The sequence below is a fragment of the Paenibacillus sp. FSL A5-0031 genome (assembly GCF_001956295.1).
In the GTDB taxonomy this organism is placed as follows: Bacteria; Bacillota; Bacilli; order Paenibacillales; family Paenibacillaceae; genus Pristimantibacillus.
This window is the reverse complement of record NZ_MRTD01000008.1, coordinates 130,693-156,333: the sequence shown is the minus strand read 5'-3', so window position 1 is coordinate 156,333 and position 25,641 is coordinate 130,693. Positions and strand designations below refer to the sequence as shown.

Below are 25,641 nucleotides of genomic sequence, written 5' to 3'. Positions count from 1 at the left end.
TCTTTAGGTTTTGATGTCTTTGCTCGTTAGGGAGCGGGCTGGCTCTGCAGGCGGTTATGGATTTATATAAGATGTAGATTAAACAACATGCTTCTTTATTAAAGGTGAGTGCGGGCTGCTAGTTTTGAACCGAAACGAAATGATTTATAGATTTTTTATTGGGTGAGTTTATGCTTTTAGACTTTGGACCTTAGTTTTAAATGAATTTTTTCGCTATCCCATACCGTGATTGTCGCGCGTTGTTACTGACGGTTGATGACTATAGTCTATTTGGCTAACTAGTTGAATTGATGCGGCTATCCTGCACATTTGCAGTAACTTACACTAATTTAGGAGTAAAACCTCTCTATCCTGTATTTCTGCAGGAACTAGCTCGTAATTCGGTATTGCAAGCTTGTAAATGAGATGCTATATGGTATAAATACAACATAGATGCTACGAATTAAGCTAATCCAGCCGCTATCCTGCATTTCTACAGGATAGCTTAATTCACAATGGTGATTAAATAGCACGATCACTAGCGCGATGCACTATTGCAGTTAACTAGCACAATTAACTAATGCAATCACTAGCGCGATGCACTATTGCAGTTAACTAGCACAATTAACTAACGCAATCACTAGCGCGATGCAATATTGTAGTTAACTATCATAATTAACTAGCGCAATCACTACCATAATTCACAATTCCGATTAGCTGTTTACTAGTGAAATGCAATACTGATCATGATTCCCTCACTACGCCATATTAGAATAAGAGCTCAAGCGTGTCTTTTTTTAGCTCATAATATCTGATGGTACTCCCTTTTGATACGGATTGGAGCCAACCTTTGTCAGCTAGTCCAGCAAGGAGCTTGCGGGCTGTGCGGAAGTTGAGCTTCCACGCGTTGCAAACATCAATTGGGCGTATAGGGCGACCGAGCTGCCATGCGAATAGGAGCAAATCTTTTTCAATTTTTGAAACGGGATTTATATTTACTTTATGCAATAAATAAGGTCCGATAACGAGCTGAAGCAAAGAGCGGCATATTTCTGGTCGATCTTTAATATCGTCAAAAGAAAAATGGATCATTTTCCAGCCTAATGCAGTTAAGAAAGTGTCGCGATTAAGTGAGTAGCTGAATTTCTCGCGATCCATGTCTTTGACATGAGACTGAAACCCGTCGCATTCTATATCAAAACGCCCATAAGGCGGGAGAAATGCAAAATCAAGAAAATACGATTTGCGGTTCCGATCATAGACTTCATATTCTGGGTGCAGGTAATCAAAATTGCCGAATACCGGCCACCATACATTTTGAAGAAGGAGCTTCTCGCCATAGCTGTGTCCTCTTAATAATCTCGCTTTGCGTTCACCGCTTCTCTTTTCTAAATGTTTCTCAATAAAAAGCGTGTGCATATGTTCAAAAGTGTGCATGATGTGTTCCCTCCTTATATTTGGACAAAAAAAGAACGTCCCTTTGCCATGAGCAGAAGGACGTTCTTCGTCTTTTTTCGTATCGTATGAAATTGGCCTCTTAACTAGTTATTGATATAACGCTCAAAAATAGCGCCAAAATCCTTGATGCGATATTGCTTATGTGTGTTAACTAGCCAGTTGAACGCAGATTTGTTCAGTCCGTCGAATTGTTCGACGACGTTGAAGTCGCCTTTATGGATTTGCTGCAACGTTGTGGATGCGAGATCCAGACTGCGTCTTGCATATTCAAGCGAGATTTCGTTCTCGCGTGTAATTTCTGAGATTTTGATAAGTGCTTTATAAAGGTCTTTCAGCTCTTCGATATGCTTCTTGTTGACATCAATGGAGAATGGCACTGAGCCAATCGTGAACTTGATTTCAACATCGAGATCGACTGTTCCAGCTGTTTCTAATGCAACTTGTGAAATTTGATTAGCACTGTAAGAGTAGCGCTTCAATGTCCGTTTTTTGCTCAAGGCGCTTTTTCCGTCAAGATGAATGAGTGCTAGGTTTGTGAAGCAATATTCGTCGGTTTTTGACTTAATGAGAAAATAAATTTTCTCGTTATCCTCATGCATGACGTAATCGTCAGAATCGGCTTTGCTGAAATCTTCGGGCTTGATGATCGCGCCAATATCACTTATTCCAAGGGCATCTGCTGCTAATTTACCAAACATTTTACCATTCCTCTCATCGTTGCGTGGAATTCACACCTACTCATTATATATTAAAAAATGGAAATTATGATAGTCCATTTGTCGTATTTTAGCGTTGTGTGATACTGGATAATCATCTGTTTTATTAGCGGCTTATTCACAAACTTTTGCTGCGTTTATATAGAGAGGCTTATCTTATTATTTTTCAATCAATTGTCTTACTAAACTTTTTATTGGATGGATAAAATACGGGAAATTCAACAAACTGAGGAGATGGAAAGGAGGAACGTGACGATGAGTGAGCAACGAGAGGATTCGAACACGCTGCGCAGAGGTTTGAAGGCTCGGCATATGACCATGATATCGCTTGGAGGTTCTATTGGTACGGGTTTGTTCCTTGCGAGTGGCGGTGCCATTCACTCTGCTGGGCCGGGAGGAGCAGTGCTTGCTTATACCCTGATTGGCATAATGGTATATTTTCTGATGACAAGCTTAGGGGAAATGGCTACCTATATGCCTGTGTCTGGAACGTTCAGCACCTATGCAGCACGTTTTGTTGATCCTTCGCTTGGTTTTGCACTTGGCTGGAACTATTGGTACAACTGGGCGATAACGATTGCGGCGGAGCTGTCTGCAGCCACGCTTATTATGAAGTTTTGGTTTCCGAACAGTCCGTCTATTTTGTGGAGCGGTCTATTTCTATTGTTAATGCTTAGCCTTAACCTTCTGTCTGTTAAGGGTTACGGCGAATCGGAATACTGGCTTGCTATGATCAAAATTGTAACGGTAATCGTGTTTATCGCTATCGGCTTGATGATGGTGATCGGCATTTGGAATGGGAAAGCGGTGGGCATAAGCAATCTGACGGACAATCCGTTTCCTGCTGGTTTTCTAGCTACGTTAGGCGTATTTATGGCTGCGGGCTTCTCTTTTCAAGGTACGGAGCTAATTGGAGTCACGGCTGGCGAGAGTGAGAATCCTAGAGAGAATATCCCGCGTGCCATCCGTTCTATTTTTTGGAGAATCCTCTTGTTCTACATATTGGCGATATTGCTAATTGGCATGTTAATCCCTTATTCAAATGCGAAGCTTGCGAGCGGGGACATTTCGACGAGTCCATTTACGATCATTTTCGAGAGAGCAGGTCTTGCCTTAGCGGCTTCAATTATGAATGCGGTCATTTTGACCTCGGTATTGTCAGCAGGCAATTCCGGTATGTATGCCTCTACGCGGATGCTTTGGGTGCTGGCGAAGGAGGGGAAAGCCCCTCGTTTTCTGGCTAAGCTGAACGTGCGCGGGGTTCCTGTAGCGGCGCTTCTTGTGACGGGGGCTCTTGGCATGCTCGCTTTCTTAGCTTCCTTCTTCGGTGACGGCGTCGTCTACGTATGGCTGCTGAATGCTTCGGGTATGTCTGGCTTTATCGTTTGGCTTGGCATTGCAATTAGCCATTACCGCTTTCGCAGAGCCTATGTATCACAAGGCCACAAGCTAGAGGATCTGGCCTATCTGGCGAAGTGGTTTCCATTTGGTCCAATCCTAGCTATGCTGCTCTGTATTGTTGTGATTGGCGGTCAGTTTATCGGCGCTCTCAAGGATGGGCGTATTGATTGGGCTTATATCTTCGCCTCCTACATCGGCATTCCCCTTTTCCTTGCCATCTTTATCGGACACAAATGGAAGTATCGTACTCGAATGCTGACGCTGGCAGAATGTAAGCTAGATCCGGAGGAATAGTATGAAAAAAAGCTCCCAACCGTTATGCGCTGAGGCATATGGCTGGAAGCTTTTTTTGAAAAATTTATAAAAAATTAGTCGAGTACAGCTGTAATATGAGCTTTAGTAATCGACCAGTGGGACGTCGTCCACACTTTTTCTTTTTTCTCGATAAAAATAATTTGCGGGGACTCATGCTTAACGGAAGTATCTTCAGCGATTTGGTTGGAAACCGGACGCGATTCGATAACTTTTACAAGCACGTATTCCACATCTTCTCTTGGTTTCCCATCAAGATATTGATTGAATTCTTGGTAAGCGTTAGCGCTGACCGGGCAAGTGGTGCTGTGCTTGAATATAACGAGTGGACGAGTAGCTGAAGCTTCATAGACGTTGTTCCATTCTTCAATGGACGTGATTTCTTTGTATGACATAAGGGGAACACTCCTTTTAATCTGCTGTGCAGAAATTAATTAATTCGTACATATAGTATAGCGCTTTTTGACGAGTAAAGTCATTTTTTTGTCGTTATGTCCTGAGCCATATTGCTATTGTATGAATCGGGTATTGCAATCGGAATTGGAGCGTGCTATGATAACGGAAGTCGAAATGACCGTTTTAGTTTTTTGGTCAGTTTTTAAAGTGATAAAGGAATGAAATGCTCGGAGGTGAAGGAATGGCCATTGATCGACGACAGCAGATTGTGAATGCTGCGGGGAAGTCGTTTGCATTGTTTGGGTATAAGGCGACGACCATGGATCAGGTAGCGAAAATTGCGAATGTGGGCAAAGGGACGATCTACACGTTCTTTACGAATAAAGAAGAGTTGTTCCACGAAATTATGAAGAAGCTTATTATTGAAATGAAGCAGGTTGCAGAAAAGGTTGTTGATCCTAATCGGTTATTCTTCGATAATTTGAACGCTGCGCTCGAGCAGCTGCTCGATTTTCGCGAGGAACATGAGCTTGCACTTAAGCTATCGCATGAGGTACGCGAGATTGGTACGCCCATGGCGCTGGAGGGTATACAGCAAATAGAGAAAGCAGTCGTTGGTTATATTCAGCATCAAATCCAGCTGGCGATCGATAAAGGCGAGATTAAGCCTTGTGATCCAGAAATGACTGCGTTTGTTATGCTCCGCTTGTATATGGCGCTTACGGTAGAATGGAAAAAAACGCATGAACCGCTGAACAAACAGCAAGTAGCGGAAAAATTGCGATTCTATATGCAAGTAGGATTGGCTCCGGAATAACCTGGATGCCTTTTTTTACACAAAGAAATGACCGAATGAGAGAAACGGTCAATCAGTAATTGGGAGAGTGGACGATTTGAAGTTCAAAGGTTTAAAGCAGTTTGGTAAAGAATTGTCCGGAATCGGCCGCAACAAAATGTTGTTGATATCGGTAATTGGCGTGCTGATGATTCCCGTTATGTACTCATCGATGTTTCTAGGGGCGTTTTGGGACCCGTACGGAAATTTGGATAAGATGCCGGTAGCCGTCGTTAATGCGGATAAAGGGTACGAATTTAACGGCGAGATGATGCATATTGGCGATGATTTTGAGGCAGAGCTAAAGGAAAATGAAAAATTCGAATGGCATTTCGTAAGTAAAGAGGAAGCCGAGGCGGGAATGGAGGATCATAGCTACTATTTGGCCATTGAGATTCCTTCTGATTTCTCGGAGAAAACAACCACTTTAACCTCAGATAAGCCAACACCGGCTAAGCTTACGTATTTAGCTAATGAGAGCTATAACTTTTTAGCTTCTCAGATTGGCAGCAAAGCAGTCGACACCATGAAAATGGAGCTTAACAAAGAAGTGACGTCGGCTTATACGCGCACTGTGTTTGAGCAAATGGAGGAGCTCGTGGATGGCATAAGCAAAGCGAGCGATGGTGCAGGTGAAATTGCTGATGGGACGACGAAGGCGAAGGACGGAGCCGTACTCATCGAGAAAAACTTAGCGAAGCTGGTCAGCGGATCGCTTACGCTCAAAGAGGGAGTCGCTAAGCTGAACGATGGCGGCAAGGCGCTTGGCAAAGGCAGTGCCGAGCTTAGCACGGGCACGAATAACTTGGCTAGCGGCCTGGCACAGCTGCTGGCAGCGCAGAAGGAGCTTGGCGCGGGAGCCGCATCGCTTGGTGAAGGCGCGGGCTCGCTTGGAGCCGGAGCGGTGAAGCTTAGCGACGGCTTGTCGCAATTAGCCGGAGCGAGCGGACAGCTGGCGGGAGGCGCGTCGGACGCGCAGCAGGCTTCGGGGCAGCTAGCGGGCGGTCTTAAGGAATCAGCTGCGGGCGAGGAGCAGCTGAAGGCAGGAGCGTCGCAGCTGGCGAATGGGCTGGCGCAGCTGGGTCAGGCGAATCCAGAGCTGGCGGATAGCGAAAGCTTTGCGTCTTTGCTCAAAGCGAGCCGAGAGCTTGCGGCGGGTCTGGAGAAGTCTTCAGAAGGACAGAAGCAGCTAAGAGACGGGGCGTCTAAGCTTAATGAAGGCCTAGTCAAAGTATCTGATGGACTTGGAACCTTCGATAAGAAGGTCGAGGAAGCAGCGGCCGGCGGTAAACAGCTTGGTGCAGGCGCAGAGCAGGTAGTCGCTGGTGCGAAGAAATTTTCAACCGGCATGAATCAGTTCGGCTCGAAGCTTGCTGAAGCAAGTGCCGGCGGAACAAAGCTTGCAACAGGTGCCAAACAGCTGAACAGCGGGGCAGCAACGCTTACGTCTGGACTTTCACAGTTGTCCTCAAGCATTACGCCATTCGTTAATGGTTCGGTAGAGTTGGAGGATGGTGCGCAGCAAGTAGCATCAGGTTTGTTGAAATTGGAGGATGGCACTCAGGAGCTGTCAGGCAAGCTGAATGAAGCGTCGGATAAGACGTCTGATCTAAAGCTGACCGATACGATGGTGGATATGTTCTCCGATCCAGTAAAGCTTGATGTAGAGAAAGTAACGAAGGTAGATAACTACGGTACGGGTCTTGCGCCGTATTTCCTATCGCTTGGATTATATGTCGGGGCTATGCTATTAACGATTGTATATTCGGTTCGTGAACCGGCTGTTCGTCCAGTTAACGGCTGGAGCTGGTTTTTGAGTAAAGCACTCACTTTAGCGCTAATCGGCACCATTCAGGCATTGATTGCGGATGCTGCTCTTATTTATGTGCTGAAGCTGGAAGTGCAAAGCATGGGCTTGTTCGTCATGTACTCCATACTAACCAGCATTACGTTTATGATGATTATTCAATTCCTAGTTGCTTCAATGGGCAATCCGGGACGATTTATCGCAGTTATTTTGCTTATCTTCCAATTAACGAGCTCTGCGGGCACATTCCCTATCGAGCTTGTACCTGGATGGTTGCAAAAAGTATCGCCGTTCCTGCCAATGACTTACTCGGTCAAAGGCTTTAGAGATATTATCTCAAGCGGAGATTTCAGCTCGATGGCTGGATATGTTGCAATTATGGCGGGCATTGCTATTCTGTTCGCTGTGCTTTCTTATCTGTACTTTACTTTGTCCCATCGGAAAACGAAGGACGATCAGTTGGAACCGGCAGTTCCGGCATCTGTTTAATTTAAAAAAGGGCTAGTCTCGGATAATCCGTGACACAGCCCTATATGCAAAGACGCTCTCAAACACGATGAAAAGTGGATGAGAGTGTCTTTTTTTTGTATACAAATGTAGCGCAAGGAAGTGAGGTGAGCCGGACTAACTCCGCACAGTCATATACAAAAACGGCTGACCATCTTGGAAGCGATCAATTAAGATGATCTCTTCTCATTCGGTCAGCCGCTAATTATCTGCTATTCGTGAATTTCAGTGAGCAATTGACCAAGCGTCTCGAGCGCTTGGTCTTCCTGTTCGCCGTCAATTTCCAAAGTCACTTCTTCATTCATCGCAATACCAAGTGTCAGCATGCTAAGCGAACTTTTGCCGTTTACTTTTTTCCCTTTGGCAATGACGCTGATTTTACAAGGAAAGGTGTTTGCTGTTTGGACGAAGGTTTTAGTAGGGCGTACATGAAAGCCCGTCGGATTGATGATAGTGTAAGTTTTGCTAATCATGATGAATCACTCCGTTTCTTGTGCGTTCTACGAATTGTGTAATTTCCTGAGTGCTCCGCATAGTCAGTGCTTGATTGGCATGAACCGACCATTCGGACTGGTCAAGCTGTCCGATCAGCTCTCTTGCTTGCAGAATCGAACCTGCGCTCATGCTGAATTCATGCAGGCCAAGGCCAAGAAGCAAGGGGATTGCCGTCTGATCGCCTGCCATCTCGCCGCACATGCCCACCCATTTGCCTTCCTTCTCTGCCGCTTGAATAACGAAGCTGATGAGGCGAAGCAAGGATGGATGCCATGGCTGGTACAGGTACGATACCGTTTCGTTCATACGGTCTGCCGCCATTGTATATTGAATCAAATCATTAGTGCCGATGCTGAAGAAATCAACTTCAGGAGCGAAAAGATCGGCAGCGACTGCCGCGGCTGGAATTTCGACCATCATGCCAATTTCGATATGCTCGGCAAGCTGTACGCCTTCGGCGATGAGCTTCTGCTTTTCTTCCTCAAGCAGCTTCTTTGCCTCGAGGAGCTCTTCTAATACGGCAATCATCGGGAACATGATTTTCAAATTGCCGTAGCGGCTGGCGCGGAGAAGTGCCCGCAGCTGTGTACGGAACAAGTCCTGTCTATCGAGACATAGGCGCAGCGCGCGCTGTCCGAGGAAAGGATTGCTTTCTTTCGGCAGCTCCATGTAGGGGAGCTCCTTGTCTCCGCCTATATCAAGCGTCCTAATGACGACTGGCTTAGGGTTCATTTTCTCAAGCGCATATTTGTAGCTGGTGAACTGCTCCTCCTCCGTTGGGAGGGAGCTGCGCCCCATATATAGAAATTCGGTACGAAAAAGTCCAATTCCTTCGGCGCCATTGTCGATTGCCCGCTGAATATCTTCCAAGCTGCCGATGTTGGCTGCCAGCTCAACTTGCTTGCCATCCTTGGACAAAGTGAGCTTATCCTTCAGCTTGCTTAATTCCGCTCTGCGCAGATCATCCTTTTGTTTCTTTTCTTGATAGGCTGCCAGTTCTTCTTCCGTAGGCTCAATTAGGACAATGCCTTCAGCCGCATCAACGATAATAACAGCTTGCTCTTTCATATCTTGAACCGCTTGACCGATCCCTACGATTGCTGGTATTTCCAATGACCGCGCCATAATGGCAGAATGCGAGGTGCGGCTGCCTATCTCTGTGACAAAACCGCGTACGTAGTTCAAATTAAGCTGAGCAGTATCTGAAGGCGTCAGATCGCGCGCGACGATAATACACTCCTCCGACAGATTGGCTAGGTCGGTATGTGGGACGCCTCGCAAATGACTCATGATACGTCCGGATACGTCCTCAATATCAACGGCGCGCCCTCTTAGCAGTTCATCGGTCATCGATTGCAGCAGGTCGATAAAATAATTGGAAATCTCATGGAGCGCAAATTGAGCATCTATGGATTCTTCGGCTATTTTCTGCTCAATCGCTTCAATGAAATCAGGATCTTCCAAAATCATCAGATGACCTTCAAATATTTCGGCTTTGTCTGCTCCGAGGCGCTCCTCTGTTTTTGTGCGAATCGCTTCAACCTCTTCACGGGTGCTTGCAACAGCACGGCGGAACGTTTCTATTTCCTGCGCACTGTCTTGCACAGATTGCTCAGTCGGTATGAAACGCTCGGAAGCGAGATGGAAGACCGGGGCAATGGCGATACCCGGTGATGCTGCTATCCCTTTAAGTGTTAATGTCATTAACTTCAGACTCCTTTCGCCGCAGATTGAAGTGATTGCTCCAGCTTGCGGTATTGCTCTGCCGCTTGTATATGAAGCGGATGCTGCTCATCTAAACCTGTATATTTTGTTATCGTAGAATGAAGGCCTAGTTCCTTAATGGAAGCTTGCAGCTCGGCAGCCTCGGGATCATCTACAGCATTAAAATGTAAAGCCGCTGCCATGGCCGTGGTCAAATGAATGGCAGGCATGCCATATTTATAAGCTAATGAGGCCGGTCTAACTAGACGGTCATTCGGAGAAATCTTGCGAATAGGCGAGCGGCCGATTCGAACAACCTCGTCTACCAAGTAAGGATTAACGAAGCGCTCCAAAATTTGCTCAACATAAAGCGCATGCTCTTTCTCATCGAATTGATACGTTTGGATAAGCGCAGCTCCTGATTCCTGCAATGCGCCTCGTACCTCTGCCAATATCTCTTTGTTGTTCATCGCTTCTTGAATCGTCTCGCAGCCTTTAAGGAAACCGTGATACGCTGCAACGCAATGCCCTGTATTAACAGTGAACAGCTTGCGCTCGATATACGGCTCCAGTTGATCGACGTAGTGTACTCCGTCAATTTCCTTAAGCGAATTAAGCAATGGGGAGCGCTCTACAGTCCACTCATAGAAAGGCTCGACCATAACTTCAAGTGGGTCTTCATTTTGCTGCAGTGGAACGATACGGTCAACGGCGGCGTCAGGGAAAACGATATGCTGATCGGCCTTCGCCTGTACATCCGCAGATAGATGGCCATAAACGAATTGCTTCAAAATCGTGCTGCCGCCAAGGGCATTCTCGCACGCAATAACCGGAAGAGCGGCTTTGCCGCTCTCGATTCTAAGCTCAATTCCTTTAGCGACCGCAGCGGCAATGTGCTTCAGTACCGATACGCCAACAGCGGTTGTGACGATATCCGCTTCCGCGATAGTCTTAGCGACTAAATCTATATTTTTGCCGTCAATAGCAGTTATATGGTCAACAAGATACGTGTCGCCCTGCTCGTTTGCAATCTTAACCGCATATTGCCCTTTTTCTTGCAGCTGCGAGACAAGCGTATCATTAACATCAACAAAACATACCTCGTAGCCCGCGTTATGCAGCAGCAAACCGATAAAACCTCTGCCTATGTTGCCTGCGCCGAAGTGAACGGCCTTCATGATTCCATCCCCGATTCAAAGATAGAAATCAATTCTTGCTCCGACGAAGCGTTCAAAATGCGCTGCATATCTTCTTCCTCAGACACGAGCACAGCAACATTGGTCAAAATATCAAGGTGATCGTCGCCGACAGCCGCTAGGCCGATAATTAATTGAGCAGGCTCTTCGCCGCCGAAGTCTACGCCTGCCGGTACGGTAATAATGGCCATGCCTGTAGATTGAATAAGTGCTTTCGATTCGTTCGTGCCATGAGGCATGGCAAGCCCTCCGCCAATATAGGTGGATAGAGACTCCTCGCGCTCAATCATTTTGTCGATATACGACTGCGGAGCATGCCCTGCGTCAACAAGCATTTGTCCAACCATGCGGATCGCTTCGTATTTGTCCTTGAGGTTAACGTTTAATTTTACTTTCTCTGTAGATAGAATGGTCATGATTATTCTCTCCAATCCAATTTGGTTTTTATATATTGTTCCAGCTTCTTTGAAATAAACAGCTTAATGCTTGCCGCATCATCATGCGCTAATAAAGTAAGTAGATCCGGCAGCAGCAGCATTGCGCTAATTTCACTTAGCAGCTCAAGGCTATAGGAATCAAGCTTGAGAGGGCCGAGCATCATCAACAGGTGCTTGGCCTGCGCATCTTCATCCTCGCCTAGCTGCAAAGATCGATCATATCGATATAAAGCAAGCAGAGGCTCTTTAATCCATTCGCTGCGTGTATGAAGCAGAGCAAGCTCGGTATCTGGTATGACCAGACTTCCTTGCAGCTCTCTTGCGAGCAGCTGATCGGCTATTTTTTCGCGATTTGCATCGATATATGGCTTTCCAATTAAGGAAAGCATGCTCGGCAGCTGGTGATCCAATCGATCTTGATCTGGCAACAGCGTTAAATCATGCACATGGAAGCCGTCAAGCAGCTGAAGAACGATGCCGGAATACAGCTGAAGCTGCAGCAAACGATCCAGAGGAGACTGGCCTGCCGTGTCTTCATTTGCTGATAGGGAGGGAGCGGCCTTCTTCAAGGTTGTGCCCTCTATATAGCTGCGAAGCTTATTGGTTTCTTCCGGTGTGAGCAGGGGACTCAGCTTAATATAGCGATCCGGCTCTAGCGGCAAATCAACAGTTGAAATGATCAAATCATAGCGGCTAGGCGGAAGCCTTGTCGCTTCATACCATGAATAATGACCGATCAGGTCGATTTGCGGCAGTACGTTAGCAATTTTGACAGCTAAAAGCTTGGAGGAACCGATGCCGCTCGTACAAACGAGAACAGCTCTTATTTTTCTTGGAAAAGGCTTTAACCGCTCAAGGGAAGCTCCGAAATGCATAACGATATAACCGATCTCCTCGTCAGGCACTTGTAGAAGCGGATAAACCTGTTGTACAGCGCTTTGAACAATGGAAAACAATATAGCGTAATCTTTTTTGATCGGCACTAACATCGGATTGCGGATGGCGATGCCGTCCTTAATGCGCTGAAAGGCTGGTTTTATATGCTGAATAAGTCCTTCTTCTAGCGATCGATCCTCCATGAGCGACATGTTAAGCTGATCCTCGACATAACGGATGAGCAGCCTGACACCTTCAATGGCCTTCATATCTTCATGATGAATTAACAGACCGTTATCTAGAAAAGCTTCGCTATTCAGCAGTTGTGAAAGATACGTTTTTTCTTCTATTGGGAGCTGTAGATTGAGCGCATCGAGCAAGCTTCGCAGCAATGGAATGATTTCATCAGAATGACGATATTCGCTTGCTGTGACATAGCAGTTGTTCTCTATTCGGGTTAACGCAACCGACAGCTTAATAAGCAATCTTGTATAGTTAGATTCGGACAACGTGTGTGGCCATTCGTCATTTAGTTCCCATAGCGCATGCTCGAGCCGCTTAAAGTTTTCTTTGCCGATCATGTCGAGCAGCTGTGCTGTGATCGGGTTTGAGACTGTAAGGTTCTTGAATTGACCGAATAGATCGGAATCGTCGAGATGATTTATGGCAAGCAAGCTAATCGAATGACGCTTATCTTCTTCAGATCCAATAATTTCAACGCCATATCCTCTTCTGCGAACAAGGGTCATCCCCTGTTTGATGATCAGTTCCTCCAGCTCATCTAGATCATGGCTGATGGTCGGCATCGTAACGCGCAGCTCATGGGCGAGTGCAAACAGCTTTATCGGCTCGTCATGCTCAAGCAGTCTGCAGAGAATAACGATTTTTCGTTCTTCAGCCGAATATTCAAAGTAATCAGAAGGCTCAAACGATTGTTTGAATCGCTCAAGAGTATCCGAGTCTGCTTCTACTTGAATACCAAGCCCTGCTATTTTGTGAAGTACAATGCCGTTTGCGGCAAGTAACGATTCGATATCGACAAGCTCGCGATGGATCGTCCTTGTGCTCGTACCGACAATGGACGCGATATCGGCTGCAGTAATTTCTTGCTTTTGACTCAGCAGCAGTTCGATAATTCGACGTTGCCTAGTTGAGGCTTTGATAGGCTATCCTCCTTAGCAGAAGAATGGACTTAACGCCGACAGTAAACTGTCAGCGTTAAGTATGAAGTCATGAACTTAGTCTTTGTACGAGCAAGTCATACTCTGGACTTTTAAGGAAATTATCAATGGAAATATGCTCTGCGTTAGGCGCCTTTAGGCGTGCGCGGTCAGTCAATGTTTTATGGGTGATCACGATGTCGGCATCGCCTGGAATATCGTTTATCGCCGTGTTGATAACAGTAATCGGCAGCTCAGCTGCATTTATTTTTTTGCGTAAAATGGAAGCGCCCATCGCGCTTGAGCCCATGCCCGCATCGCAGGAAAACACAATTTTGTTCACTTGCTCTTTCGTTAGCTGTACTTGCTCTGTGGAAGGTGAAGCAGCATTGCCTTTGGATTCAGCTTTCATTTGCTGAACTTTTTGCGCGGCTAGCTCAAGCTCGTTGTCGTTATCTCCTGCCTGCTTGCTTGTTTTAAGAAGAACAGCAGAGACGAGGAATGAAACGATTGTTGCGACGACTACGCCGCTTAGCATTGCTAGTAGTCCGCCTTTTGGCGTCATGGTGATATAGGCGATAATACTGCCCGGTGATGGCGCGGCGACAAGACCAGCTCCGAAGATGGAGAAGGTGAATGTACCAGCAACACCCCCAGCGATAGCTGCGATAATCAAACGCGGATTCATTAGAATATACGGGAAGTAAATCTCGTGTATACCGCCGAAGAAATGAATGACAACAGCGCCTGGCGCCGATTGCTTAACCATTCCTTTTCCGAATACCCAATAAGCAAGCAGAATGCCAAGACCAGGTCCTGGGTTGGATTCCAGCATGTAAATGATGGATTTACCGGCTTGTGATGCTTGATCCAGCGCGAGCGGGCCTAATATGCCGTGGTTAATCGCGTTGTTGAGGAACAGTACTTTAGCTGGCTCGATCAAAATGTTCGCAAGCGGCAGGAAACCAGTGTTGATCAACCACTCTACGCCTGAAGCAAGTACTTTGCTTAATGCGGCTACGACCGGTCCAATGCCTTTAAAGGCAATCAGTGCAAGACCGCCGCCAATAATGCCGGACGAGAAATTGTTGATGAGCATTTCAAAGCCCGAAGGAATCTTTCCTTCAATAGATTGATCGAATTTCTTCAGCACCCATGCGGCTAGCGGGCCAACGATCATGGCTCCGAGGAACATTGGAATGTCCGCCCCTGCAATAACGCCGAGTGTGACGATTGCGCCGACTACGCCTCCGCGTACGCCGTGAATCATTTGACCACCGGTATAGCCGATGAGTATAGGGAGCAAGTAGGTAATCATCGGTCCAACAAGAGTTGCTAGGCTTTCGTTCGGAAACCAGCCTGTTGGAATAAATAGTGCCGTAATGAGTCCCCATGCAATAAAAGCGCCAATATTCGGCATGACCATGCCGCTTAGAAAACGACCAAATCGTTGTACGGAAACTTTAACTCCGCCGGATACCGGTTGCTCGGATGTCAGTTTACTCATGCTTAAACCTCCAATTTATAATAATGTTCACTAACTGAACCTGAATTAATCGTAATGTATAGCGCTTTCATATTCAATGAATTGAAAAACAGGTTGCGTCATGAGCATTGTTGACATCATTTTTCCTTTTAGTATTGCTGATTTTCGGGGATGCTGTATAATCACTATTGTTTCTTCTAAAACTGCAAAGGGGAATGCGATATGCAAGACCAAACGATTATTCGTTTTGAACATGTGACAAAACAATATGCTCATAATGCTGCTGCTGTCCTCAAAGACGTCAGCTTTACAATAGAGCGAGGCAAATTTTATACGCTGCTTGGTCCGTCCGGCTGCGGCAAGACGACGGTGCTCCGGCTTATAGCTGGCTTCACTGAACCCTCAGAGGGTCAAATCTATTTCCATAATAAAGTGATAAACCGGGTTCCTGCGAATGAACGACAAGTAAATACGGTTTTTCAGGATTATGCTCTTTTTCCTCATCTCAATGTGTTCGAGAATGTTGCCTTTGGCCTGCGAATCAAGAAGATGAAAAACGCGGATGTGACGAATAAAGTGAAGGATGCGCTTCGTTTCGTCAACTTGGACGGTTACGAATCACGGGAGATTTCGGAGATGTCTGGCGGTCAGCGGCAGCGTGTTGCCATCGCGCGGGCGATCGTGAACGAGCCGGAAATTATTTTGCTGGACGAGCCGTTATCCGCGCTTGACCTTAAGCTTCGTACGGAAATGCAGTACGAGCTGCGCGAGCTGCAGCGCCGACTTGGCATCACATTTATATTTGTAACGCATGACCAAGAGGAAGCGCTGGCGATGTCTGACGAAATTTTTGTTATTAATGAAGGAAAAATTCAACAAAGCGGAACGCCAACAGATATTTACGATGAGCCGATCAATCGCTTTGTTGCGGATTTTATTGGTGAATCCAATATTGTACCAGGCCGAATGGCACGCGACTTCGAGGTGGAGTTCGCTGGTCGTTCATTTGAATGCGTCGATCAAGGGCTCACGCCAAATGAGGCTGTTGATATTGTAATCAGGCCAGAGGATTTGGAAATAACTTCTTCAGAGAATGGTAAGCTGCAAGTGCGTGTAGATTCGCAATTGTTCCGGGGCGTACATTACGAGATTTGCTGTTACGATGAATCAGGAAATGAGTGGCTTGTCCATTCCACTCGCAAAGCTACAGTAGGGGAGCAGATCGGATTAACCTTTGACCCAGAAGCCATCCATGTTATGAGACTGGGTGAAACGGAAGAAGAATTCGATAAGCGTCTTGAAGCATACAGCGAGGCCGCAGATGTCGAATAAATCACGTAGTTTTTATCTCATACCGTATATGGCTTGGATTGTGTTATTTGTTATAGCGCCGATCGTGTTAATTGCCTATTACTCCTTCTTTGATGTAGAGGGCAACTTCACGCTGGACAATTATGTGAAGTTCTTTACGCCGGTTTATATGAAAATGACGCTTAGCTCCTTCTGGTACGCGTTTCTGATAACCGCAATATCATTGCTTGTCGCGTATCCGGCAGCTTACTTATTGACAAAAACTAAGCATAAACAGCTCTGGCTGCTGCTTATTATACTTCCTAGCTGGATCAATTTGCTGCTAAAGGCTTATGCGTTTATTGGCTTGTTCGGTACATACGGCTTTGCAAACTCCGTGCTGGAAGCGATCGGCATTCCGAAACAGCAAATTTTGTTTACGGACTTTAGCTTTATCTTTGTATCCGTATATATCTTTATTCCTTTTATGATTTTGCCGATCTTCAATGCATTGGAGGAAATGAATCCGACGCTCGTGTATGCGGCGCGTGATCTTGGCGCATCGGCGTGGACAACGTTCCGGCGTGTTATTTTTCCGCTAACGATCAGTGGTGTGAAGTCCGGCTGTATGGCTGTATTTATACCTGCATTATCTCTGTTCATGATTACGAGGCTTATTGCCGGCAATCGGGTTATTACGCTAGGTACGGCAATCGAGCAGCATTTTCTCGTGACGCAGGACTGGGGTATGGGTTCGACGATTGCTGTGTTCTTGATTCTAGCGATGGCGGCGATGATGCTGTTAACTGGCAATCGAAAGCGAGGTGCGGCAGATGCGCGGAAAAAATAAATGGTCGAACATCTATCTCGTACTCGTGTTTGCAGTACTCTATGCGCCTATTTTCTATTTAATGTTTTATTCGTTCAATAGCGGCGGCTCGATGCGTAATTTCGAGAGCTTCACGCTTGATTATTACAAAGAGGTTTTCGCGGATACGCGTTTACTCATCATTGTCCTGAACACGTTCGTTATTGCGCTGCTGTCCGCTGCAATTTCGACGATTCTTGGTGTTATTGGTGCGATAGCTATTCATCATATTCGCAGCAATCGACCGAAACAATCGCTTTTGACGCTCAATAATGTATTGATCGTAAGTCCCGATGTTATTATCGGTGCGTCCTTTCTGATCCTATTTACGATGATTGGCATCAAGCTGGGCTTTGTGTCCGTCTTGCTGTCGCATATTGCGTTCAGTGTTCCGATTGTCGTTATTATGGTGCTGCCGAAGCTGCAGGAAATGAGTTCAACGTTGATTGATGCGGCGCATGATCTTGGTGCCAGCTCGTGGCAGGTGCTGACGCGCGTCGTGCTTCCATTCATCAGACCGGGCATATTCGCAGGGTTCTTCATGGCGCTGACGTATTCGCTAGATGACTTTGCAGTAACGTTTTTTGTAACCGGCAACGGCTTCTCGACGCTCTCTGTTGAGATCTATTCACGGGCGCGCCAAGGTGTGTCGTTATCGATTAATGCGTTGTCGACACTTATTTTCTTATTTACGATCATTCTGGTCGTTGGTTATTACTTCATTAATCAACGAAATATGAAGCCGTCAAGCAAGGAGGGGCATTAATGACACAGCTTGTACGTATGTTCGTAATCGTGTTTGTTGTTTCATTTGGCCTCATCTATCTGACTTCGTACTTGAATGATAGTGAAGGCTACAGCGGAAGCAATACACTGACGATTTACAACTGGGGTGATTATGTTGATCCCGAGCTGCTTGACCGCTTTGAAGATGAGACAGGCATTAAGGTCATTTACCAAACCTTCGATTCGAATGAAGCGATGATGACCAAAATTGGACAAGGCGGTACGACGTTTGATGTGAGCATTCCTTCTGAGTATGCGATTAGCAAGATGAAAGAGGATGGTTTGCTCTTAAAGCTCGATCACTCGAAACTCCCGAATTTAAAATATATCGATCCGCGTTTCATGAATTTATCATTTGATCCGGACAATGCTTATTCCATTCCTTATTTTTGGGGGACTGTCGGAATTGTGTTCAATCCAGAGCTAGTCGGGGACCTGACCTTCTCCAGTTGGAATGACCTATGGGATAAAAGCTTGCGCAACCAGATCCTGCTGCTGGACGGTGCTCGCGAGGTTATGGGCATGGGGCTTAACTCTTTGGGTTATTCGCTAAATGATACGGAAGAGGCTCATTTGCAGGAGGCGAAAGCGAAGCTGCTCCAGATGACGCCTAACGTGAAGGCGATTGTCGGTGACGAAATCAAGATGCTGCTTGCAAACGAAGAAGCGGCAGTCGGTCTTGTTTGGTCGGGTGATGCATCGGAAATTATGGATGAGAACGATAAGCTTGATTATATCGTGCCGGAGGAAGGTTCAAATCTTTGGTTCGATAATATGGTTATTCCGAAGACGGCCAAAAATATCGAAGGCGCGCATCAGTTTATCAACTTCATGCTCGACCCTGAAGTGGCTGCTCAGAACGCAGAATATGTTGGTTACTCGACTCCGAATGAGGCGGCGCTGGCGCTGCTGCCTGAGGAGATTGCGAGCGATGAGCGTTTTTACCCAGATGAAGAGCTGACCGAAAGGCTTGAGGTTTACGACAATCTCGGCAAAAGAATGCTGGCCCACTATAACGAGTTGTTCCTTGAGTTTAAAATGCATAAGAAATAAACAAAAGAGATAGCATTTTTCTAATGATTCCCATGCTATGCTGGATGAGATATTTCCAGATGAGGCGGCAAATGTGAATAGATGGGGCGGAGAGCATGAATAGCAGATGGATGAATTACGGCGGTCTTATACTAATCGCTGTTGTGTGGGGAGCGAACTTCGGCATATCGCGGTTAGCTATGGAGTCGTTTGATCCCATCGTTTTCTCGTTTATGAGATTTGGATTGGCTATTCCGTTTTTCTTTCTCATTCTTAAGCTAAGAGAGGGCAGCGTGGGCATTCCGTGGCGAATCGTGCCGAAGCTTGCTGTCATTGGGTTGGTTGGCATTACACTGCTCGAAATTACGGTGATGTACTCGATTAAATATACGACCTTAGCCAACGCGTCGCTGCTGAACGTAGCGCCGTGGCCGATCTTCGCTGCATTGTTTGCCCCTTTATTCATGCGCGAAACCATCACGAAGAGGCTCATTGTTGGCGGAGCGATATCTATCGTTGGAGTATGCTTCGTCATACTGGGCGGCGGTGAAAGCTTCAGTCTCTCATCTGACAATATGATCGGCAACTTGATGGCGCTTGGAGTCAGTATTGTCGGTCCGTTATTTAATCTAAGCTCCATGTCGCTTATGAAGCAATACTCTGCTCTGCGTGTAAGCACGTGGACGATAGCTTTTGGGTCGTTGTTTATGCTGCCGCTCACCTTTGGGGCTTGGGGGCAAACCAATTGGTCGGCTCTTCAGGCGGGGCATTATTTATCCATTGGCTATAATGTATTAATTTGCACCGTTGTCGCTTTTGTCGTTTGGAATGCATGTATGTTCAAGGTTGGCGCAACGCGTTCTAACTTTTTCCGTTATGCGGTTCCGGCGGCGGCTGTTGTAGCTGGGTATGTGATGTTCGATGAGAAGATCGCGCTGCTGCAAATGTGCGGCGCAGGCTGCATGGCCGCAGGACTGATATGGATCAGCATCGAGAGCAAACCGCGAAGCAAATCGTCCGTGAAGACAGTGGAGTCGAATGGTTAATTCTTGTGATTCATAATTGTGGTTCATAGTTTATGAGATCGAATTCTAATTGTATAAAAATGTATCATGTGAGGGTTTCGTACTAAGTTGGACTAACTTAGTACGAAACCCTTTTATTTTTTACATAAAAAGGATTATTAAAGAACAGCATGTGTTATGGTAACTCCCATCACGTGAAACCTAACATGACAATGGATAAAAATGTAGAATTTTTGCACTAAATAACGAAATTTTTCTTTTAAAATAGTGATGAAAAAGGTAAAATCAAAAAAGCGGCTAATCCATGGAATGGGAGTCGGACTCTACGAAGAAGGACTGAACTTAAAATGACAGTGAGTATAGTAGAAGAAACGTTAAATCCGTACCAAATCGCACAACAGCAAATCGATACTGCAGCGGCCCATCTACAATTGCCTAAGCATGTTACAGACATCTTGAAGCAGCCGAAGCGCGTGCTGTCGGTTAACTTCCCAGTTCGTATGGATGATGGCTCAATTCGAGTGTTCGAAGGTTACCGTTCCCAACATAATGACGCGATTGGACCGACTAAGGGCGGCATTCGCTTTCACCCTGATGTAACGCTTGATGAAGTAAAAGCACTTTCCATGTGGATGAGCTTTAAATGCGGCGTTGTTGGCCTTCCTTACGGCGGCGGCAAGGGCGGAGTTATTTGTGATCCGCATCTTCTAAGCAAAGGCGAGCTAGAGCGTGTTAGCCGTGCTTTCATGGAAGCTATCGCTGATTTTGTAGGTCCTGACAAAGATATTCCTGCACCGGACGTATACACGACTCCACAAATCATGGGTTGGATGATGGATACGTACAGCAGACTAAAAGGCGTTAACTCACCTGGCGTTATTACAGGTAAACCGCTTATTCTTGGCGGATCCCAAGGTCGTAATGAAGCAACAGCACAAGGCTGTGTGTACACAATCTTGGCAGCACTTCAAGATAAGAATATTCCTATTGAAACGGCTACTGCAGCGATTCAAGGTTACGGCAACGCTGGTCGCATTGCTGCTCGTTTGCTTAGCGAAGCAGGCATTAAAGTTGTAGCGGTTAGCGACTCCAGAGGCGGAATTTACGATCCGAATGGATTGGATATCGAACAGATCTCCATACTAAAGGATACGACTTCCATCCGTGAGTATGGCGAGAAGTACTATATTTCTAATGAAGATTTGCTTGAGCTTGATGTTGATGTTTTGGTGCCAGCTGCTCTAGAAAACGTAATTACAGCTAAAAATGCAGATCGCATTAAAGCAAAAATCGTTGCAGAAGCTGCAAACGGACCAACAACACCAGAAGCGGATCGCGTACTTTGGAGCCATGGCATCACAGTTATTCCAGACGTACTTGCAAATGCAGGCGGCGTTACGGTTTCGTACTTCGAGTGGGTACAAAACTTGGCTAACTACTACTGGAGCGAAGCAGAGGTTCTTGAGAAGCTTGAGACGAATATGATTCTTTCTTACGTAGCTGTTCGTGATCTTGCTAAGGAACATGACACTGACCTTCGTACAGCTGCTTATATGATTTCGATCAAACGGATCGCAGCGGCAATGGAAGCTAGAGGCTGGATCTAATATATTTATAAAACAAGAAGAGGTGGCGGCGTCATGACAGAACAGATTCGCATCGGTATTGTTGGTTACGGCAATCTTGGACGCGGCGTAGAGCTTGCAATTAGACAAAGTGCGGATATGAGATTGGATGCGATTTTTACTCGCAGAGACCCAGCATCTATTCCGTCTGAAACAAAAGCATATAAAATTGAAGACGCTGAGCGCTTTGTCGATGATATCGACGTTATGATTCTTTGCGGCGGCTCAGCAACAGATTTGCCAGAGCAGGTTCCTGCTTTTGCCCGCTTGTTCCATACGGTTGACAGCTTCGATACGCATGCGCGTATTCCTGAATTTTTTGATCAGGTAGATGCAGTTGCCAAAACGAGCAATAAAGTAAGTGTAATATCCACAGGCTGGGACCCAGGCTTGTTCTCATTGAATCGTTTGCTTGCTGAGGCAATATTGCCAGAAGGCAAGGAATATACATTCTGGGGCAAAGGTGTAAGCCAAGGCCATTCAGATGCGATTCGCCGCGTGAAAGGTGTAAAGAACGGCGTTCAATACACCATTCCTAGTGAAGAGGCAGTAGCGCGAGTTCGTAACGGTGAAAATCCAGAGCTTACAACGCGTGAGAAGCACGTCCGTGATTGCTACATCGTAGCAGAAGAGGGTGCTGATCAAGACGCGATTGCTGAGGAAATCCGTACGATGCCGAACTATTTCTCCGATTATAATACGACTGTTCATTTCATTGATGAAGCAACATTGAAAGCCGAGCATTCCACAATGCCTCATGGTGGTATGGTGCTTCGCAGTGGCAAAACAGGCGAGAACAGCACTCAAATTATCGAGTTCGGTTTGAAGCTTGACAGCAACCCTGAATTCACGGCTAGCGTGCTTGTTGCTTATGCTAGAGCGGCTTATAAATTTGCTCGTGAAGGACAGTCTGGAGCCAAAACCGTATTCGATATTCCATACGGCTACCTTTCACCAAAATCCGCAGCAGAACTGCGTAAAGAGCTTCTATAGTTCTGAAACTTTTCTGAACATTCCCCTCCATTTTACAATTTTTTACTTACACTTTTGGAAATAGTAGGATATAATGAAAAAGTGAGAGTAATTACTGTCGAATTATAGGGAGAAGTGCTGAAAGATCCATTTTCCTATGGTAGAATAGGTTCAAACCTACCTAACAGGTAAATTCTACTAGGAAGTGAACTCAGCATGATAGACATCCATACGCATATTTTACCTGGATTGGATGATGGTGCGGCAAGTTTCGATGATACTCTGAATATGGCCCGGGCAGCTGTATCAGAGGGAATTACAACGATCATCGCCACTCCGCACCATGCCAATGGAACCTATACCAATACAGCAATCGACGTAGCTAAGCACACTCTCTCTATTAACGAACAGTTAATAGCTGCGGGTGTGCCTATTGCTATACACACAGGTCAAGAAATCCGCGTTCATGATGATCTGCTCGATGCTTGGTATAGAAAAGAATTGCTTCCCTTAGCCGGCTCTAGTTATGTATTGATTGAGATGCCATCCTCCCGTATTCCGAAGGCGATGATTGAGCTCGTGCATGAGCTTAATGTATTGAAGTTGAAACCGATTATCGCTCACCCAGAAAGAAATGCAGAAGTTGTGAAGCACCCCGATCGATTAGCTGAGCTTATTGAAGCAGGCGCATTCGCACAGGTTACGACCCACTCACTGCTTGGGGGATTTGGTAAGCGCATTGAACAATCCGCATGGTCATTATTGAAGGCGGGCCATATTCATTTTGTATCTTCCGATGCTCATCATATTGAGCGCCGCGGTTTTCGTCTTGGCGAAGCCTACGCGTCCATTGAGAGGCGGATGGGAGAACAGTGGGTTACCTATTTGCAATCCAACGCTCAGTCTGTGTTAGACGACAAACCTATACATAACCAGCCTATTACTATAGCTTCTTCAGACGGGGTTTTGCGTCGTTTTATTTCCTATTTCTACAAAAAATAGTGCGCGCTAGAATGATTGGAAGTTGAAGAAAGCGCATACTAAAAATGTTCTTAATGGCGTTATTAGTCATTCATCTATTAGATGAGTGCAACTATTATCATATAATTAGGAGTGAAGAAAGTGACATTAAGAAAAAAATTAGCAGTTTCTACAATTGCGGCAAGCGTAGCCCTTACGGCTTTCGCTGGCATTCCGCTAAGTAGCAAAGGTTTGGCAGAGAAGCTTGGAGTAAATGGGGTTGTTTATGCATCTTCATTGGCTGATTCCGCTCTTGTAAGTGAAGCGAAGAAACTGGATAACGCACTCAAAGCGACAGACGGTTGGGTTAATGTAAAAGCACTGCAAGATGCACTTAACAACTTAACGATCCATCAAAAAGGCGATATCGTAAATCCGATCGTAAATAAAATTATTGTATCGGATGAAGAAGAAACAGAATTGGAACAACTATTTTTGGATGCAGTAGAGTGGTCTTACGGTCCAACGGTAGCAGGTCTTGAGGAATTGCATACAAAGTATGGTGCGCTGCTTCAAACCTTTGCTGATCGTGGAGAGGTGCCTGATCTTTCAATCGATGACATTGCACTGTATTTCTTCGATGTTCAGAAAGAATTGGTTAAGCAAGTAGGATCAAAGGATCTGGATGGTTTGCTCGCACTTTTGACTGATAAAGACAGTGTTAAGCAATTAATGCAAAGCGTACTGAACGAATTGTCGACTAAACAATATAAAGCACAGGTATTGCTTACAAACTTCGGTATTACTAAAGATGATGTAATTGGCGTATTGTCACGTGCAAGAGAGGCTGTAGACAAAGATGCTACATTCGTTGCTGCGGCAGGATCTTTGTTCAAAGCTTATCAATATTTGAACCCGACTACACCTCCAATCACTCCGGGTGGTCCAGGTGGCACAGTAACACCAACTACACCGCTTCCTGAATCAACTGACAAATTGCTAAACGATTTGAAAGCAGCGCTTGATAAAGCAACTGATGCTGAGAAAGCTGCTATTATTACTAAATTTGTTGCTGATGCAAAAGCAGAAATTGCTAAGCTTGCAGCAATCAGCGCAGCTTCAAGTGTTACTACAGTAAATGGACAAGCTGTTCTTCAATTGGATGAGAAGAGTGTATTGTCAGCAATTGCTGGTATTAACACGGTTGCTTCTAAGGTAAAAGAACTAGCACCAGCTTCTGCAATTGCAAAGACTGCTTTGCAAATCAATCTTGGTGAAGTGGCACAAAAGGATGTAGTTCTAAACCTTTCCGATGCAGTGGTTAAAGCTGCGGCAGCTGGAAATGTATCCGGTGCAACATTCACGATTGGCAAATTTGAAGTAACTGTACCTGTAGGCGGTTCATTCTCTTCTGCAATTGGTCTTACTATTAAGAAGAGCGATGTATCTGCTGACGTTGTAGGCACGCTGAAATCAGTATCTGAAGTTTATGACTTCAACCTAACGGTTGGCGGCACTGCAAAAACTTCATTCGATCAACCGATTGTAATCAGCATTCCGCTGGGCGATACAACTGGTCTTGATAAAGAGCTTCTTTCCGTAGCGAAAATCGTTGATGGAAAGCTGGTATTCCACGGTGGACGTGTATCGGGCAACTCTATTATCGAATCTCGTGATTCGTTCTCCTCTTATGTTGTTGTAGAAAACAAAGTTTCGTTCAAAGACATTGCTTCTGTAGAAGCATGGGCTGGCCGCGAAATTAGCGTTGTAGCTGCTAAGGGTGCAATCGAAGGTAAATCAGAAGGTCAATTTGCACCAAAGGACAAAGTAACTCGCGCTGAATTTGCAAAAATGCTTATCCGTGCTCTTGATCTTGAGAATGGCTCAGCTACAGAGGGTTTTGCTGATGTAGATTCAGCTGCTTGGTATGCACCATACGTGGCTGCTGCGGCACAACTCAAAATCATTAACGGCCGTTCAGATACTAAATTTGATCCAAATGCAACGATTACTCGTGCTGAGATGGCAACGATGATCGCTCGCGCATTGAAAGTATCGCAAGGCGCTTCTAACGTAGCTGATGTAAATGCTGCACTAAAAGACTTTGCGGACGCTGGAAAAATTAATGCGTCATTAAAAGATGGCGTTGCATTTGCGGCAACTCACAAAATCGTAGTTGGAAATGCAGGCAAGTTCTTGCCAAATAACAATGCGACTCGTGCAGAGGCAGCAGTAATTATTTACCGTGCACTAAACTTCGACAATTAAGTAAAAATATATACAAAATCTTCCTCTCATGTGGATGAGAGGAAGATTTT

The 25,641-nt window shown here is 45.7% G+C and carries 21 protein-coding genes and 1 pseudogene; 12 read left to right on the top strand and 10 right to left on the bottom strand.

Annotation, left to right across the window (positions count from 1 at the left end):
• Positions 1-747: 747 nt before the first annotated feature.
• Both BK120_RS15985 and BK120_RS15980 read right to left on the bottom strand, forming a co-directional pair.
• Positions 748-1,416: a PDDEXK family nuclease gene (locus BK120_RS15985; protein ID WP_076268490.1), complete on the bottom strand. Its 669-nt coding sequence runs from the start codon at positions 1,414-1,416 to the stop codon at positions 748-750.
• Positions 1,417-1,520: 104 nt separating this feature from the next.
• Positions 1,521-2,135, bottom strand: coding sequence for a PH domain-containing protein (locus BK120_RS15980; protein ID WP_076268489.1), 615 nt, complete (start codon positions 2,133-2,135; stop codon positions 1,521-1,523).
• 273 nt (positions 2,136-2,408) lie between these two features.
• Between BK120_RS15980 and BK120_RS15975 the strand changes: the two genes are divergently transcribed.
• Entirely contained in the window at positions 2,409-3,848 is a 1,440-nt protein-coding gene (locus tag BK120_RS15975; protein ID WP_076268488.1) for an amino acid permease, read from the top strand.
• Between the two features lie 74 nt (positions 3,849-3,922).
• On the opposite strand, the gene ytxJ is transcribed toward BK120_RS15975, so the two are convergent.
• Positions 3,923-4,261 (bottom strand): bacillithiol system redox-active protein YtxJ, encoded by a 339-nt coding sequence (ytxJ, locus tag BK120_RS15970; protein ID WP_076268487.1) that lies wholly within the window; start codon positions 4,259-4,261, stop codon positions 3,923-3,925.
• Between the two features lie 242 nt (positions 4,262-4,503).
• Here ytxJ and BK120_RS15965 point away from each other — a divergent pair, with 242 nt between their 5' ends.
• Positions 4,504-5,079, top strand: a complete 576-nt coding sequence (locus BK120_RS15965; RefSeq protein WP_076268486.1) for a TetR/AcrR family transcriptional regulator — start codon at positions 4,504-4,506, stop codon at positions 5,077-5,079.
• Positions 5,080-5,155: 76 nt separating this feature from the next.
• On the top strand, positions 5,156-7,393 hold the full coding sequence (locus BK120_RS15960; protein ID WP_083682049.1) for a YhgE/Pip domain-containing protein: 2,238 nt from the start codon (positions 5,156-5,158) through the stop codon (positions 7,391-7,393).
• 230 nt (positions 7,394-7,623) lie between these two features.
• Here the strand turns inward: BK120_RS15960 and BK120_RS15955 are convergent, their stop codons facing one another.
• From BK120_RS15955 to BK120_RS15930, 7 genes and pseudogenes are all read right to left on the bottom strand, one after another.
• Positions 7,624-7,884, bottom strand: a complete 261-nt coding sequence (locus tag BK120_RS15955; protein ID WP_076268485.1) for an HPr family phosphocarrier protein — start codon at positions 7,882-7,884, stop codon at positions 7,624-7,626.
• The gene (gene ptsP / locus BK120_RS15950) at positions 7,877-9,610 is read right to left on the bottom strand and encodes a phosphoenolpyruvate--protein phosphotransferase (protein WP_076268484.1); all 1,734 of its coding nucleotides are present in this window, start codon (positions 9,608-9,610) and stop codon (positions 7,877-7,879) included. Before ptsP ends, BK120_RS15955 begins: the two co-directional genes overlap by 8 nt.
• A gap of 5 nt (positions 9,611-9,615) precedes the next feature.
• Positions 9,616-10,788 (bottom strand): mannitol-1-phosphate 5-dehydrogenase, encoded by a 1,173-nt coding sequence (locus tag BK120_RS15945; RefSeq protein ID WP_076268483.1) that lies wholly within the window; start codon positions 10,786-10,788, stop codon positions 9,616-9,618.
• Positions 10,785-11,222, bottom strand: a complete 438-nt coding sequence (locus BK120_RS15940; protein ID WP_076268482.1) for a PTS mannitol transporter subunit IIA — start codon at positions 11,220-11,222, stop codon at positions 10,785-10,787. The genes BK120_RS15945 and BK120_RS15940 overlap by 4 nt, the downstream gene beginning before the upstream one ends.
• A gap of 2 nt (positions 11,223-11,224) precedes the next feature.
• Positions 11,225-12,925 carry a BglG family transcription antiterminator gene (locus tag BK120_RS15935; protein ID WP_083682047.1) on the bottom strand — a complete coding sequence of 567 codons (1,701 nt, stop codon included), beginning with the start codon at positions 12,923-12,925 and terminating at the stop codon, positions 11,225-11,227.
• Between the two features lie 189 nt (positions 12,926-13,114).
• Positions 13,115-13,255 (bottom strand): annotated as a pseudogene (locus tag BK120_RS36420) (HTH domain-containing protein); the annotation flags it as partial.
• 94 nt (positions 13,256-13,349) lie between these two features.
• Entirely contained in the window at positions 13,350-14,786 is a 1,437-nt protein-coding gene (locus tag BK120_RS15930; protein ID WP_076268480.1) for a PTS mannitol transporter subunit IIBC, read from the bottom strand.
• Positions 14,787-14,987: 201 nt separating this feature from the next.
• Between BK120_RS15930 and BK120_RS15925 the strand changes: the two genes are divergently transcribed.
• The 9 genes from BK120_RS15925 (at position 14,988) to BK120_RS15885 (ending at position 25,591) form a co-directional block, all read left to right on the top strand.
• On the top strand, positions 14,988-16,097 hold the full coding sequence (locus BK120_RS15925; protein ID WP_076268479.1) for an ABC transporter ATP-binding protein: 1,110 nt from the start codon (positions 14,988-14,990) through the stop codon (positions 16,095-16,097).
• Positions 16,087-16,905, top strand: a complete 819-nt coding sequence (locus BK120_RS15920; protein ID WP_076268478.1) for an ABC transporter permease — start codon at positions 16,087-16,089, stop codon at positions 16,903-16,905. Before BK120_RS15925 ends, BK120_RS15920 begins: the two co-directional genes overlap by 11 nt.
• Positions 16,889-17,689: an ABC transporter permease gene (locus tag BK120_RS15915; protein ID WP_076268477.1), complete on the top strand. Its 801-nt coding sequence runs from the start codon at positions 16,889-16,891 to the stop codon at positions 17,687-17,689. Before BK120_RS15920 ends, BK120_RS15915 begins: the two co-directional genes overlap by 17 nt.
• Complete coding sequence (locus tag BK120_RS15910; RefSeq protein WP_076268476.1) at positions 17,689-18,762, top strand: ABC transporter substrate-binding protein; 1,074 nt, start codon at positions 17,689-17,691, stop codon at positions 18,760-18,762. The genes BK120_RS15915 and BK120_RS15910 overlap by 1 nt, the downstream gene beginning before the upstream one ends.
• A gap of 95 nt (positions 18,763-18,857) precedes the next feature.
• Positions 18,858-19,787 (top strand): DMT family transporter, encoded by a 930-nt coding sequence (locus BK120_RS15905; protein WP_076268475.1) that lies wholly within the window; start codon positions 18,858-18,860, stop codon positions 19,785-19,787.
• 326 nt (positions 19,788-20,113) lie between these two features.
• Positions 20,114-21,373, top strand: coding sequence for a Glu/Leu/Phe/Val family dehydrogenase (locus BK120_RS15900; RefSeq protein ID WP_076268474.1), 1,260 nt, complete (start codon positions 20,114-20,116; stop codon positions 21,371-21,373).
• A 33-nt stretch (positions 21,374-21,406) separates the two neighbouring features.
• The gene (locus tag BK120_RS15895) at positions 21,407-22,384 is read left to right on the top strand and encodes a diaminopimelate dehydrogenase (protein ID WP_076268473.1); all 978 of its coding nucleotides are present in this window, start codon (positions 21,407-21,409) and stop codon (positions 22,382-22,384) included.
• A 195-nt stretch (positions 22,385-22,579) separates the two neighbouring features.
• A complete protein-coding gene (locus BK120_RS15890; protein WP_076268472.1) occupies positions 22,580-23,365 on the top strand; it encodes a tyrosine-protein phosphatase in 786 nt (261 codons plus the stop codon).
• Positions 23,366-23,485: 120 nt separating this feature from the next.
• Entirely contained in the window at positions 23,486-25,591 is a 2,106-nt protein-coding gene (locus tag BK120_RS15885) for an S-layer homology domain-containing protein (RefSeq protein WP_076268471.1), read from the top strand.
• Positions 25,592-25,641 lie beyond the last annotated feature (50 nt).

Coding starts and splice junctions, on each gene's coding strand:
- BK120_RS15985 (WP_076268490.1), bottom strand. CDS start 1,416: ATGCACACTTTTGAACATATGCACACGCTTTTTATTGAGAAACATTTA.
- BK120_RS15980 (WP_076268489.1), bottom strand. CDS start 2,135: ATGTTTGGTAAATTAGCAGCAGATGCCCTTGGAATAAGTGATATTGGC.
- BK120_RS15975 (WP_076268488.1), top strand. CDS start 2,409: ATGAGTGAGCAACGAGAGGATTCGAACACGCTGCGCAGAGGTTTGAAG.
- ytxJ (WP_076268487.1), bottom strand. CDS start 4,261: ATGTCATACAAAGAAATCACGTCCATTGAAGAATGGAACAACGTCTAT.
- BK120_RS15965 (WP_076268486.1), top strand. CDS start 4,504: ATGGCCATTGATCGACGACAGCAGATTGTGAATGCTGCGGGGAAGTCG.
- BK120_RS15955 (WP_076268485.1), bottom strand. CDS start 7,884: ATGATTAGCAAAACTTACACTATCATCAATCCGACGGGCTTTCATGTA.
- ptsP (WP_076268484.1), bottom strand. CDS start 9,610: ATGACATTAACACTTAAAGGGATAGCAGCATCACCGGGTATCGCCATT.
- BK120_RS15945 (WP_076268483.1), bottom strand. CDS start 10,788: ATGAAGGCCGTTCACTTCGGCGCAGGCAACATAGGCAGAGGTTTTATC.
- BK120_RS15940 (WP_076268482.1), bottom strand. CDS start 11,222: ATGACCATTCTATCTACAGAGAAAGTAAAATTAAACGTTAACCTCAAG.
- BK120_RS15935 (WP_083682047.1), bottom strand. CDS start 12,925: ATGCCGACCATCAGCCATGATCTAGATGAGCTGGAGGAACTGATCATC.
- BK120_RS15930 (WP_076268480.1), bottom strand. CDS start 14,786: ATGAGTAAACTGACATCCGAGCAACCGGTATCCGGCGGAGTTAAAGTT.
- BK120_RS15925 (WP_076268479.1), top strand. CDS start 14,988: ATGCAAGACCAAACGATTATTCGTTTTGAACATGTGACAAAACAATAT.
- BK120_RS15920 (WP_076268478.1), top strand. CDS start 16,087: ATGTCGAATAAATCACGTAGTTTTTATCTCATACCGTATATGGCTTGG.
- BK120_RS15915 (WP_076268477.1), top strand. CDS start 16,889: ATGCGCGGAAAAAATAAATGGTCGAACATCTATCTCGTACTCGTGTTT.
- BK120_RS15910 (WP_076268476.1), top strand. CDS start 17,689: ATGACACAGCTTGTACGTATGTTCGTAATCGTGTTTGTTGTTTCATTT.
- BK120_RS15905 (WP_076268475.1), top strand. CDS start 18,858: ATGAATAGCAGATGGATGAATTACGGCGGTCTTATACTAATCGCTGTT.
- BK120_RS15900 (WP_076268474.1), top strand. CDS start 20,114: ATGACAGTGAGTATAGTAGAAGAAACGTTAAATCCGTACCAAATCGCA.
- BK120_RS15895 (WP_076268473.1), top strand. CDS start 21,407: ATGACAGAACAGATTCGCATCGGTATTGTTGGTTACGGCAATCTTGGA.
- BK120_RS15890 (WP_076268472.1), top strand. CDS start 22,580: ATGATAGACATCCATACGCATATTTTACCTGGATTGGATGATGGTGCG.